This window comes from Dokdonia sp. LLG6352-1, assembly GCF_045055815.1.
Classification (GTDB): domain Bacteria; phylum Bacteroidota; class Bacteroidia; order Flavobacteriales; family Flavobacteriaceae; genus Dokdonia; species Dokdonia donghaensis.
The window spans coordinates 1,860,152-1,874,192 of record NZ_CP159329.1 but is presented as its reverse complement, the minus strand read 5'-3'; the positions used below and the strand labels follow the sequence as shown (position 1 = coordinate 1,874,192).

Sequence of the window (14,041 nt, the reverse complement as noted above, 5' to 3'; positions counted from 1 at the left end):
CGCGAAAGCGTAATTACTACTACATCCCACAACTTTCATCACAAGAATCAATCAACAAACCAACGATTAGTTTCCAACATTTATGGCAAACGAAACTCCAGATATACAACCCAAAGCAACGCAAACTCTTGACGGCGGCACCTATGAGATTATTCAAGGTAGACTGCAAAAACAAAAAACCGACTTACAAAAGCGGTTACAAGAACTTAACGAGGAGCGTAAAAATGTTTTTGGTTCACTAGAAACAAAGCTCATTGCAAATGACCGTATCAATACAGAAAATAACTGTATTGCTCGTGATATTGTATCGCTTAAAAACTTGTGTTTATTTGGCTACAATGTACATTTTGGATTACGCACAGACATACACTTAGGAGATGTTTTTAGTGCCTATGAGTTTAAAGACAATCGTTTTGAACCTCGTGATCTTTCACTTTTACAAGACGATACTTTTCTACTAGACTTTGCAAACCTGTACAAGTATTACCGTAATACCATCTTTTCAAAGTTTGCGATTATAGGTAACTACCTCTATATGGTATTTCAGCTTAGTGATAGTGTTACAGATATTAAAACATTTAAGTGGCTCATAAAAGAAGATACGTTACAGTATGTAGATAACCGTAGTGAGCACGAGTATCGCTTCCCACAGCAACACGATTTTAAGTGGCAAGAGGCTACACGTGATATGCACCGTTATGGTGAGCACGCTCACGTGTCTATTTTAGACAAAGTGTTTGTAGAGACTATAGGTGGTGATCTTACCATAAAAATAGAAGATAATACAGATCAAGGTAAAGGAATACTAGATGAGCCGGTAGAGCTTATAGACCAGACACTAGATGACGGTCAGTATCGCTATGCAGATCTGGGTAACCTACTTGCGCTAGAGATTAAACCATTTCAAGAAGAGCCTCGCTATTTTGTATTTAACAACAAACTAAAGGAAGTTCAAAAAATACAGAGTGTAAAGGACACCTGTGTCTTGCTTCCAGATGATCAAGGTATCATTTTCCCAACAGGCTACTACTTACAAACAGGAGAATACAACATTTTTGACAATGCCATCCCAAATGTAAAATTTCAGCAGAAGGTGAGTTCGCCTAACGGGGAGGACTTTTTATATGTCTTTTACTCCCCAGAAGAGGCGCTGTACAACTTGATGTCATATAATGTGATTACTCAAGAGATAAAAACTCCTATTATCTGTAATGGTTTTACCGTATTGCAAGATGGGCAGCTATGCTATTTTAGAACCGAAAATGAGCAAACCAAGCATCACGTGATACAGATCTGGCAAACCCCATTTTTAAAGGGTGACTATATGCCTTCTCAGCACGAAGACACGTTGCTATATAAAATAGGAAACAAAGATATTGTAAAAGCAATGGCAGAGGTTAATAGCCTCATCACACTGCTCAACAAAGAAGATAATTACGACGGACTGTATAGCGATATTGCTAAGTTCTCAAAAGATATACTTGATGCATATTACTGGCTTCCAGAAGCAGAAACCAAGCAACTCAACGTACCACTTGCAGAAATAAATGGAGCTGCAAATGCCGCTATAGATGAGTTTCAAAAAGTAGTACAGCTCAAGCGTAACGCTGCCAAACAAACTAAAGAAGTTGAGACCAAAGCCTCTGAGATTTTTGGCAAAATAAAAAGCACCTCTTTTAAGTCTATTAATGATTTTGTGGTGCTGCTCACGCAGTTGCGATCATTACGTGGAGAGACCATCTCGCTTAATGATATACGCTATGTAGATCCCACTTTCGTGAAAACGCTAGAGGAAGAAATTGCTGTGCAAACACAAAAAATTTCTGAGAAGTGTGTACAGTTCTTACTAGATGACAAAGCGTTAAAACCGTATCACGATGCCGTAACCGAAAAGAAACAGGCGATGGATGGCATCAAGAAAGTCATTGAAGCCAAAAAGCTCGAAGAAGAAGTAAACCAGATTGCAACAGATCTTGAGTTACTTATCGACATTGTTTCAAACCTCGATATAGAAGACACCTCTCACTCTACTAAGATAATTGATGATATCTCGCTCATTTTTGCGACTATCAATCAGTTAAAGGCTGGGATTAAGAATAAGAAAAAATCATTAGGAAGTGCAGAAGCACAAGCCGACTTTGCTGCGCAACTGAAGCTTATTGATCAAAGTATCATAAACTACCTAGATATTGCCACCACACCAGAAAAGTGTGATGAGTTCCAGACTAAAATCTCTATCCAGCTAGAAGAGCTAGAAGGAAAGTTTGCAGACTGGGATGAGTTTATCACGCTTATTATTGAAAAGCGCGAGGAAGTATACGGAGCTTTTGAAGCACGTAAAAATGCACTGATAGAGAAGCGCAATAAAAAGGCAATGGCATTAAAAAATGCCTCAGAACGCATTTTAAAAGGCGTACGTAAAAAAGCCGAAAGCTTTAAAACAGCCTCTGAAATAAACGGATACTTTGCCGCAGACCTTATGATTAATAAGGTACGCGATATCATACAGCAACTTAAAGAGCAAGAAGATACCGGTAAGGCAGAAGAGATTGAGACTGGACTTAAAACAGCTCGTGAAGATGCGCTGCGCAAGCTCAAAGACAAACTAGATCTCTATGAAGATGGAGATACGGTAATACGACTTGGCAAGCATAAATTTGGTGTAAACAAGCAGCCGCTTGACCTCACTATTGTGCTTAAAGATGGCGCGCTTAACTATCACCTCACAGGTACCGATTTTTATCAAGAACTCTCAAACGAGACCCTTCTCGCCTCTCGCCACATCTGGGATCAAGAATTTGTATCAGAAACTAGCGAGGTGTACCGCAGTGCCTACCTAGCTTATAAATTATTTAATAAACTAGACAAACACACGCTACTAGAAGCTGGTGATGACGCGCTACTTGCGATTGTGCAAGAAGAAAGCCGCAATGATTATGCAGAGGGCTATGTAAAAGGCGTGCACGATGTAGACGCGACTAAAATTTTAAAGGTACTCGTACACAAACACAACGAACTAGGACTACTCACCTACGCCCCAGAAATTAGAGCATACGCTCAGTATTTCTGGAACAGCATTGACCCAAATACTCAAAAAACGCTTAACCAGTCTATAAAGGCTTCAGGAGAGGTGTTGCAGTTTTTTCCAGATGCAAAGGAGTACCAATTTATCGTTGAAACTTTAAGTGAGGAGATACACGCTTTCGCGAAAGCGGAATCCCTTTTCTCACCAGAGTTAAGTCAGACCATTGCGACCTACATCTTTGATGAGCTTCAAGGCGACACAGAGTTTGTGCGTAGTAGTGTTGCGGTGCGTTTAAAAGACGCTTTCGCGAAATCGTTAAAACAACAACAGGCAGATCTTAAGTTTAAGAAAAGTTATGAGTCCCTCCCTAAATTAAAAGGAAAAGTGCAGCTCGTAAAACAGTGGGTGACGGCATTTGTACGCTCCCAAGAAAGCATAACCGATGTGCGCTATGTAGATGAAATGGTGTGTTTACTACTCTTTGAAGATGAGTCGGTTTTAAAAACAAAAGCGGCTTCTCCTAATGAAAAAATCACTGGCTTAAGCGGTGATCACAGCACGATAACCGAAGGTGTTTTTAACTTTAACTACCACGACTTTACGGCAAGGCTCAACTTATTTGTAACAGAGCAAGTACCCGCATTTGAAACATTTAAGAAAGCAAAACACACGGTTACTGAAGAGTTAAAAGAAGCTTTAAAACTGGACGAATTTAAGCCAAGAGTCCTTACATCCTTTGTGCGTAATAAGCTGATTGACCAAGTGTATTTTCCATTGTTTGGTGATAACCTTGCAAAGCAATTAGGAACCGTAGGTGATAATAAACGTACTGACCGTATGGGTATGTTGCTGCTCATCTCTCCACCAGGATACGGAAAAACCACCCTGATGGAATATATCGCAAACCGTCTAGGTCTTGTTTTTGTAAAAATTAATGGCCCAGCCATAGGTCACGAAGTTACTTCTGTAGATCCAGAAAGTGCTACAAATAGCGCTGCACGTGAAGAGCTCAAAAAACTCAACGTCGCTTTTGAAATGGGTAACAATGTGATGCTATATCTAGACGATATACAGCACTGTAATCCTGAGTTTTTACAAAAATTCATCTCCTTGTCTGATGGTACACGTAAGATAGAAGGTGTGTACAATGGGAAGTCAAAAACCTATGACCTCCGTAGCAAGAAATTCTGTGTGATAATGGCGGGTAACCCGTATACAGAGAGTGGAGAGAAATTCCGTATACCAGATATGCTTGCAAACAGGGCAGACATTTATAACCTGGGAGACATCATAGGAGATACGGAACATTTATTTAAATTGAGTCTTATTGAGAACTCGCTCACTGCAAATCCGCTACTGCAGCAGTTGAGTAGTAGTCATTTCGAGGATGTGTATACCTTAGTAGACCGCATAGAAAATGGGACGCAGGACAGTCAGCTCAAAGGAAATCACACTGGGCAAGAAGTGGCAGATTATACAAAGGTACTAGAGAAGGTAATCACCATACGTAACACGGTGCTCAAGGTAAATGCAGAATACATACGCAGTGCCGCACAAGAAGATGCCTATCGTACAGAGCCTTCTTTTAAACTACAGGGATCATACCGTGATATGAATAAACTGGTAGCCAAAGTAGTTCCCATTATGAATGACACAGAGCTTGCGACATTGCTTCTTTCGCACTATGAAAGGGAGTCACAAACTCTCACCTCAAGCGCAGAGGCAAACCTCTTAAAGTACCGCGAACTCATAAATGCGCTGGATGAAACACAGCAACAGCGCTGGAACACGATGAAAGAAACCTTTGTAAAAAATAATAAACTCAAAGGTTTTGGTGACAAGAACGAGATGGCACAAGTACTCTCTCAAATGATGGAGTTTACCGAGAATCTAGAAGGGATTAAGAAAGCGCTGGAGAAGGGGTTGGAGCGATAGCAGAAAACATCTCCCCTCGCCCCTCTTTGAGGATTACCACTGTAAGAAACTTACACCTATAAAAAAGGCACTCAAAAAAAACATCTCCCCTAGCCCCTCTTCGAAGAGGGGAATACTTACAATACTTTTCATTTTGCGAAGCAAAATAAAAAGTATCAAACCGCAACAGTGTCCCTCTTTGAAGAGGGAGTCAGGGAGATGTCCGCAAAGAATCACAAACAAAAAAAACGACAGCTCTCGCTGTCGTTTTTTAATTCTATATAAGATATGTCCTTTACTGACGTGCAGCTGGAACCTCATCCACATAAGTTGAGCCTACTCCTGGCTCGTCTTGTGGAAGCTCGTCTTTTGACGCTAGGTAACGCTCTGCATCTAGTGCAGCCATACATCCTGTTCCGGCAGCGGTAATTGCTTGACGGTACACGTGATCTGCTGCATCTCCAGATACAAATACTCCTGGTACGTTTGTTTTAGAAGTTCCTGGAGTGTTGATGATATATCCAGTCTCATCTAAATCTAAGTAGTCCTTAAAGATATCTGTGTTAGGCTTGTGCCCTATCGCTACAAAAAATCCTGTTGCTGGGATATCGTGCTCTTCACCGGTTACATTATTCTTTACTCTTGCTCCTGTTACCCCTACATCATCACCTAGCACCTCAACGGTTTCTGTGTTGAAAAGGATCTCAATGTTTTCTGTTTTCTGTACACGAGCAGCCATAATTTTTGATGCTCTAAACTCGTCACGACGTACGAGCATTGTTACTTTCTTACATAATTTAGAAAGGTAGTGTGCCTCCTCACAAGCGCTATCTCCAGCACCTACAATTATGGTTTCTTGCCCACGGTAAAAGAATCCGTCGCAAACGGCACAGGCAGATACACCTCCACCCATTTTTAAATACTTCTGCTCAGAAGGTAATCCTAAGTATTTTGCACTCGCTCCTGTAGAAATAATCACAGACTCTGCGTGTATTTCCTTTTCTCCGTTGATCCACGCTTTGTGTACATCTCCAGAAAAATCTACTTTAGTCACCCATCCGTCACGTACATCTGTATCAAAACGCTGTGCTTGTTTCATTAACTGCACCATCATTTCTGGTCCAGTCACACCATCTACATAACCAGGGAAGTTCTCCACCTCGTTAGTCGTGGTAAGCTGTCCTCCTGGCTGCTGCCCTTGGTAAAGAACTGGTGCCATATTTGCACGTGCTGCATAAATTGCTGCGGTATATCCCGCTGGTCCTGAACCTATGATAAGGCATTTTACTTTTTCTACTGACATACTGTATTATTTTTAAGCTTTCGCGAAAGCGTAACAAACACTTTTACAATCGCACAATTCTTATTTATATCTTCCTTACAAAAGTAGGTTTTACAAGCCAAACCTTACAATCAAGTTATCAAGAAAACGAATGGCTTTATCACCAAAAGTGATATAACTGACCACGAGCTTACTCTTGCATAGATTAAAGATAAGATTCTAACCTCTAACGCGTGTTTTCAAATTGTTAATACATCACCGAGTGTGGTGATAATTCTGTAATTTGCCGTTAAAATCTGATACTATGAAAAGTCGTTTTACTTACATCTTATTATTACTTGTTGCAAGTGTGGCTTGCGCGCAAGAAACTAGAGGAAATGATGTCACACTAACCTCAAACCTAGATTATATTTATGAGGTAATTGTTCCAGAACTTACAAATCCTTGGGGACTAGCTGTATTGCCAGATGAGTCTATGCTTATCACTGAAAAAAGTGGAGAGCTCATACACTTTAAGGATGGTAAAAAAACAATGATTACTGGTGCTCCAGAGGTGGTGACGCGTAATCAAGGTGGTTTACTTGACATACGTTTGCATCCAGATTATGCGACTAATGGCTGGATATATATCACATACTCATCGCCACAAGGCGAAGAAGATGGGGCGATGACAGCACTTATGAGAGCAAAATTAAAAGACGGCGCGCTTACCGAAAAGAAGGTATTATATAAAGGAAGTCCAAATACGAGAAAGGGACATCACTTTGGCAGTCGCGTGCGTTTTGACAAAGATGGTTATGTGTACTTTTCTATAGGAGATCGTGGTGCTAGGGATGAAAATCCGCAGGATATTACGCGTGATGGAGGTAAGATTTATAGACTTAATGCAGATGGAAGTATCCCTGCAGATAATCCTTTTGTAGGTAAAGACGGAGCAAAGGAAGCTATCTTCTCTTACGGGCATCGTAATCCGCAAGGAATGACTGTACATCCTGAGACAGGTAAGATATGGATACACGAGCACGGACCTCGTGGTGGGGATGAGATTAATATCCCTGAGGCTGGTAAAAACTTTGGGTGGCCAGTAATCTCATACGGTATTAATTACAGCGGAACTACGTTTACAGAAATTACAGAAAAAGAGGGAATGGAGCAGCCAGTGTATTACTGGGTTCCTTCTATCGCTCCTTCTGGGATGGCTTTTGCAAACAATACTGGTGATGCAAAACTTGATGGTAACTTATTAATAGGTTCGCTTAAATTTGAATACCTAGAACTTGCTATTTTAGAAAATGACAAGGTAGTTGCTCGTGAAAAGTTACTAGAAGATGTAGGTCGTGTGCGCAATGTGATTAATCACAATGGCACTATCTATGTAGGTGTAGAGGGAAAAGGAATCCTTAAACTAGTTAAGAAATAATGAAGCTACTTATAAGTTTATGTACGGCAGGAGTTAGTGTGTTTTTATTTTTCGCGAAAGCGGAAAAAGAAATTTACACCTCTCAAGACCCACTTGCAGAATCTATAGAACGTGGTGCAGAGGTATACCAAGACTTTTGTATACAGTGTCACCTAGGTAAGGGTGAAGGTGTGGCAGGAACTTTCCCGCCGCTTGCTGGATCAGACTGGCTTACAGAAGATCGCTATGAAGAAGCCATAAAAGCTGTAAAATATGGACAGCAAGGTCCTATAACTGTAAATGGTGTTGCATATAATGGCGTGATGGCAAACCTTGAACTTTATGAAGATGAAGTGGCAGATGTAATGAACTACATTATGAACAGCTGGGGCAATAAACAGAAAGAAATGGTTACCGAAGAAGAGGTGAAAGCGGTGACAGAATAATATCAACACACAGAAAGCTTAGGGAGTAAATTAAGATTTTTTAGTAAAGAATTGGCTTTAAAAACGACAAAAAAGTGCTAACTTTTTAGGTAAAAGAAAATACTATGAAAAAAATCATTACATCCCTATTTTTTATGATTGCTTTTTGCTCTGTACTTACAGCTCAAAATTACTCATCGGGAAGCATTACAGTACTTAATAATAATCCACTAGAAGGTAGTGTCGCCATAGATTACCTTGCTCAAACAGTACTTTACAAAAAGAATTATAAAACCACCGTTTATACTTTTGACCAGGTAACTAGTGTCTCTCTCAACAATAGAAACCTTGATAAAATAGAAGTAGATAATATCGTTTATTTTGCCACACCATTACAAGATGGAAAAGCGTCTTTATATCAAATAAGTCCCTCAGAATATCTTATCACAAACGCTACTGGAACCTCTAAGGTTATCAACGTAGATAATGACAGAGCAAATATAGCTGGCACGCTTGCCGTACTTTTTTCTGATTGTAATTCCATACGAAGACCGCTTAATGCTATAGATCAATTTAATGAGTCTGCACTTATTCGTAATGTGCAAGCCTATAATGCTTGTGATTATGAGATTTATGCTCCCACGCCTAATGAGGTAGATGCTGCTGCATCTTATAATACAGATGCTGCTAGTTTTTATCTAGGTGTAGGTACAAGCATTAATAACTTGAAGTTTTTTGATAGTGATGAGTCTGAGTCTATCGTTACAGGGCAGGTGCAACTTGGTGTAATAGCTACTCCAGGCTTTTTAGGTACTTTACAAGGAAACCTTTACTTCTCTCTTGAAGGAAATGCAGCCTTATCTGGTGATAATAGTTTTGACAACTTGCCTAATGATTTAAATTTTAAAATGAGTTCTTTTAGACTGTTGTTTGGTCTAGAATATCAATTTAATAAAGAAGGAAAATTTAAGCCTTTTGTCGCAGCTGCGGTAGGTCCTACTGGTGATTATTATGAAGGAACTCTAGATGGTAATGATTTTGATATAAGCGGTGGTAATCCCATTTTTGTACCGCGTGTAGGCGTGAGATATGAATTAAGCAATGGGCACCATCTGGGTGCTAGCCTAAGTTATATAACCGGTTATGATAATGACTTAACATTTCCTACAGAAGAAGAAGTTATTCCTCTTAAGATTGATGTAACAACACTCACACTAGAGGTAAACTACTACTTTTAAGACCCCTATAACTCACAATATTAAAACCGAGATGCATAATCTCGGTTTTTTCATTTCTAATCCATTTTAATAACCCATTTTAAATTGTATTTTTACCTCCTAATCGTCCTCAAATTTTATGGGTAAAATAATTGCTATTGCAAACCAAAAAGGTGGTGTAGGCAAGACCACGACTTCTGTAAATCTCGCAGCCTCTCTAGGCGTGCTCGAGAAGAAAGTACTTCTCATAGATGCAGACCCACAGGCTAATGCAACCTCTGGCTTAGGTATAGATGTAGAGAGTGTAGAAGTAGGAACATACCAGCTACTAGAACATACTAACAAGGCAGAAGATGCTATTGTAAAAACCTCTTCTCCTAATCTAGATCTTATACCTGCTCACATAGACCTTGTAGCTATAGAAATAGAGCTTGTAGATAAAGAGGCACGTGAGTATATGTTAGAGAAAGCGATTTCTCACCTAAAGGATGTATATGATTACATCTTGATAGACTGTGCGCCATCACTAGGCTTGCTTACTCTTAATGCACTTACCTCTGCAGACTCTGTAATTATCCCTATACAGTGCGAGTACTTTGCACTAGAAGGGTTAGGCAAGTTGCTTAACACGATAAAAAGCGTTCAGAAAATACATAATAAGGATCTTGATATAGAAGGATTACTTCTTACAATGTTTGACTCACGACTACGATTATCTAATCAAGTAGTAGAAGAGGTTCAAAAACATTTTAGCGAGATGGTCTTTGAGACAATCATACAGCGTAATGTACGTTTAAGTGAAGCACCTAGTTATGGAGAGAGTATTATAAATTATGATGCTGCAAGTAAAGGCGCTACTAACTACTTGAGTCTTGCTCAAGAACTTATTACAAAAAACAATAGCTAACAAATGGCTAAAGCAACAAAAAAACAAGCACTAGGGCGTGGTCTCTCGGCTCTGCTCAAAGACCCTGCAAATGATATAAACAGTGCAGAAGATAAAAACGCAGACAAGGTTGTAGGTAACATCGTAGAGCTAGATCTAGAAGATATAGATGTAAACCCGTTCCAACCGCGTACTAGCTTTAATGAAGAAACTCTTAGAGAGCTTGCCTCATCTATAAAAGAGCTAGGCGTGATACAACCTATCACGGTACGTAAGATAAGCTTTGGTAAATATCAACTTGTATCTGGAGAGCGTCGTTATAGAGCTTCTAAGCTTATAGGTAACAAAACAGTACCTGCATACATACGTATTGCAAATGATAATGAGAGCCTCACGATGGCCCTTGTTGAAAATATACAGCGTCAAGATCTTGACCCAATTGAAATTGCCCTCTCCTACCAGCGCTTAATAGATGAGATAAACCTCACGCAAGAGCAAATGAGTGATCGCGTGGGTAAAAATCGCTCTACCATCACAAACTATTTGAGACTACTTAAACTAGACCCAATAGTACAAACAGGTATGCGAGATGGTTTCTTATCTATGGGGCACGGTCGTGCACTCATAAATGTAGAAAACACAGGTGACCAGCTAGATATATACGAGAAGATTTTACAAGAAAAGCTCTCTGTGAGACAAACAGAAGCCCTTGTAAAAAACTATCACGCTACGGCAAATATTGAGACACCAGCAAAGGAAGAAACACCTAAGTTCATAAAGAAAGGCACAAAAGACTTTGCCGAATATTTTGGTGCAAAAGTTGACATCAAAGTTTCAAAAAATGGGCGTGGTAAGATTACCATTCCGTTTTCTTCAGAAGAAGATTTTAGTCGATTACAGAAACTCATTAAGGGTGCAAAATAATAAACTCCTCTTACTGGTAGTACTCTTGTTTTTTTACGCTTTCGCGAAAGCGCAAGAAGACCCAGCATCTACACTTCTAGATCAAGAAACAGTTACTGCCGTGAGTGATAATGATCCCTATGAGCCATTACGACCTGCAAAGGCTGCCTTTTATGGCGCAGTGTTACCGGGTCTAGGGCAACTCTACAATAAAGATTACTGGAAGTTACCACTTGTATATGGCGCACTGGGATCAAGCATCTATGCCGTATCATATAACTCTACACAATCTGAGCGTTTTAGAACCGCCTTTAAAGAACGACTCGCGGGACGTATAGATGAGTTTACTAAAGTAGATGAAGATGGTGTAGCCACCGAAAGATTTTCTGATGACGCCTTACTTAATGGCCAAGAGCAGTTTAGAAAACGTCGTGACCTATTTATTTTAGTATCGGCAGGAGTGTATATACTTCAGATAGTTGAGGCAAATGTAGATGCGCATCTATCGCAATTTGACGTAGATGACGAGCTTACCTTTGGACCAGCAATTTACAATGATGATATGGGCCAAACTATGAACTACGGTCTAACTATAAATTATAAGTTTTAATATGAAAATAGCACTTCTTGGCTATGGTAAGATGGGGCAAACTATAGAAAAAATTGCCGAATCTAGAGGTCACGAGATTGTAGCTCGCGTGAGCTCACCAGAAAATTTCACCCTTGAAAATGCAGATATTGCAATAGACTTTAGCATTCCAGATAGCGCGGTAAACCACATAACAAAATGTTTTGAAGCGGGTATCCCTATTGTCTCTGGCACCACAGGCTGGCTAGATAGTTATGAAGATATGGTGGCGCTTTGTAAAGAAAAAAATGGTGGTTTTATCTATGCATCAAACTTTAGCGTAGGTGTAAATCTGTTTTTTGAGTTTAATAAGAAATTGGCTCAAATTATGGCTCCTCATAACGACTATAAGGTAGATATGACCGAGATACACCATACACAAAAACTAGATGCTCCTAGTGGTACAGCCATCACCCTAGCAGAAGGAATTATAGAGACTACTCCGTATACAAACTGGTCACTTGCCGAAGGACAATCTATAAAAGATAACCACATACCCATCACTGCCGAAAGAGAGGGCACTGTACCTGGTACACATATTATAAATTACAAAAGCGATATAGACACCATAACCTTAAGTCACGAGGCCCACTCAAGACAAGGCTTTGCGCAAGGTGCCGTAGTTGCAGCCGAGTGGTTACTAGGCAAACAAGGAATTTTCTCAATGCGTGATGTTTTAGGTCTATAACCGTAACATAATAGACAAACTTAAGACCTATCACAAACTAAAAGAATACAGATGACACTTACACAATGGTTTATATTTTTTCTCATCGTTCAAGCAGTACACTTTGCCGGAACGTGGAAACTTTACGTACGCGCTGGTAGAAAAGACTGGGAAGCAGGAGTACCTATTTATAATGCCGTAGTACTTATGGGTATCATAAATAGACCTAAGTGGTGGACTATCTTACTCTTTGTACCTATTGTAAATCTAATTATGATACCAGTAGTGTGGGTTGAGACTGCAAGATCTTTTGGGTTTAATAGCTTTAAAGATACAGCGCTCACAGTGCTTACAGGAGGACTTTACCTCTACTATATAAACTATGCAACAGATGCACCACACATAAAAGGGAGAGATATCAACCCTAAATCATCTAGTGGTGAGTGGACGAGTTCTTTACTATTTGCGATCGTTGCAGCGACCATTGTGCATACGTATTTTATGCAGCCTTTTGTTATCCCTTCTTCTTCACTTGAAAAGACGCTACTTGTAGGTGACTGGCTGTTTGTAAGTAAGTTTCACTACGGTGCTAGAACACCTATAACCACAGTAGCAACACCTATGCTACACGATACTATATATGGAACAAAGACTAAGAGTTACTTAACAAAACCGCAACTGCCTTACTTTAGATTACCAGGTTTTCAAGACATAGAGCGCAATGACATTGTTGTTTTTAGCTGGCCTGTAGACACTCTTGTAGATATTACACCTGGTAATATGCGCGGCAGTGTGAGAAAACCTATAGACAAAAAGTCTAACTATGTAAAACGTGCTGTAGGGGTTCCTGGAGATTCTCTCGAAGTACGCGATGGATATGTATATATCAATGGTGAGAAGAATGATTTACCAGACCGTGCACGTATACAATTTAGTTACACAATTGTCTCTAAGGAACTTCTTGTAAAAAGAGCTCAAGATGCAAACGGAAACTATGTATTCCCTTCAGATCTTATGAACGGTCGCTATGAGATTTCTGATATCTACCTCTCTGGTGTACAAGGTGACAATGGACCATATGTACATACTGCTCAAGCAAGTGAAGCTTCTATAGAAAAGCTCAAAAACAACTCAAACATTATAAGTATAGAGCGCACACATTATGATGCGATAGAAAATAACAAAGCGATTTTTGGTGCAAAACCAGGACGCGCATCTAGTGTAGATAACTTTGGCCCTATATACATTCCTGAAGAAGGAAAGACAGTGGCAATAAACCCAGAAAGCCTTCCATATTACAAACGTATCATAGAAGTGTACGAAGGGTATGAAATGGGTAGAGAGCGCGACATCACGGTTAATGGCAATGAGATATTAATGAATGGTGAGCCGCTTACAGAGTACACCTTTGAGCAAGATTATTACTGGCTTATGGGTGATAATCGTCATAACTCTCAAGACGCTAGAGCGTGGGGTTACGTGCCTTTTAATCACGTAGTGGGTAAACCAGTTTTTGTATGGTTTAGCAAAGATGCAAATGTACCTGGTCTTGCTGGGATACGATGGGATCGTGTATTTACCACAGTAGGTGGTGAAGGACCACTAGTGAGCTATAGATACTGGTTTTTAGGAGCGTTACTGCTCTATATAGGTTGGTCATTTTTTAGAAAGAAAAAACAACCCAAAGCATAACCC

General features: G+C 39.8%; 10 protein-coding genes. 9 read left to right on the top strand and 1 reads right to left on the bottom strand.

Translation table 11 applies throughout. From position 1 onward, the window contains the following. Positions 1-82 precede the first annotated feature (82 nt). Entirely contained in the window at positions 83-4,960 is a 4,878-nt protein-coding gene (locus tag ABVM49_RS08385; RefSeq protein WP_405201481.1) for a DNA repair ATPase, read from the top strand. Positions 4,961-5,234: 274 nt separating this feature from the next. On the opposite strand, the gene trxB is transcribed toward ABVM49_RS08385, so the two are convergent. Next, on the bottom strand, positions 5,235-6,242 hold the full coding sequence (gene trxB / locus ABVM49_RS08380; protein ID WP_021778389.1) for a thioredoxin-disulfide reductase: 1,008 nt from the start codon (positions 6,240-6,242) through the stop codon (positions 5,235-5,237). Between the two features lie 283 nt (positions 6,243-6,525). Here trxB and ABVM49_RS08375 point away from each other — a divergent pair, with 283 nt between their 5' ends. The 8 genes from ABVM49_RS08375 to lepB all read left to right on the top strand — a co-directional run bounded on the left by ABVM49_RS08375 (position 6,526) and on the right by lepB (position 14,038). Then, on the top strand, positions 6,526-7,641 hold the full coding sequence (locus ABVM49_RS08375; RefSeq protein WP_405201480.1) for a PQQ-dependent sugar dehydrogenase: 1,116 nt from the start codon (positions 6,526-6,528) through the stop codon (positions 7,639-7,641). Next, a complete protein-coding gene (locus ABVM49_RS08370; protein WP_405201479.1) occupies positions 7,641-8,066 on the top strand; it encodes a c-type cytochrome in 426 nt (141 codons plus the stop codon). The genes ABVM49_RS08375 and ABVM49_RS08370 overlap by 1 nt, the downstream gene beginning before the upstream one ends. 104 nt (positions 8,067-8,170) lie before the next feature. Then, positions 8,171-9,283, top strand: coding sequence for an outer membrane beta-barrel protein (locus ABVM49_RS08365; protein ID WP_405201478.1), 1,113 nt, complete (start codon positions 8,171-8,173; stop codon positions 9,281-9,283). A 118-nt stretch (positions 9,284-9,401) separates the two neighbouring features. Next, positions 9,402-10,169 carry a ParA family protein gene (locus ABVM49_RS08360; RefSeq protein ID WP_405201477.1) on the top strand — a complete coding sequence of 256 codons (768 nt, stop codon included), beginning with the start codon at positions 9,402-9,404 and terminating at the stop codon, positions 10,167-10,169. 3 nt (positions 10,170-10,172) lie between these two features. Next, positions 10,173-11,072 carry a ParB/RepB/Spo0J family partition protein gene (locus ABVM49_RS08355; RefSeq protein WP_021778384.1) on the top strand — a complete coding sequence of 300 codons (900 nt, stop codon included), beginning with the start codon at positions 10,173-10,175 and terminating at the stop codon, positions 11,070-11,072. Continuing rightward, positions 11,062-11,661 carry a DUF5683 domain-containing protein gene (locus tag ABVM49_RS08350; protein ID WP_405201476.1) on the top strand — a complete coding sequence of 200 codons (600 nt, stop codon included), beginning with the start codon at positions 11,062-11,064 and terminating at the stop codon, positions 11,659-11,661. The genes ABVM49_RS08355 and ABVM49_RS08350 overlap by 11 nt, the downstream gene beginning before the upstream one ends. Position 11,662: 1 nt before the next feature. Beyond that, a complete protein-coding gene (dapB, locus tag ABVM49_RS08345) occupies positions 11,663-12,367 on the top strand; it encodes a 4-hydroxy-tetrahydrodipicolinate reductase (RefSeq protein WP_405201475.1) in 705 nt (234 codons plus the stop codon). Positions 12,368-12,418: 51 nt separating this feature from the next. Continuing rightward, positions 12,419-14,038: a signal peptidase I gene (gene lepB / locus ABVM49_RS08340; protein WP_405201474.1), complete on the top strand. Its 1,620-nt coding sequence runs from the start codon at positions 12,419-12,421 to the stop codon at positions 14,036-14,038. Positions 14,039-14,041 lie beyond the last annotated feature (3 nt).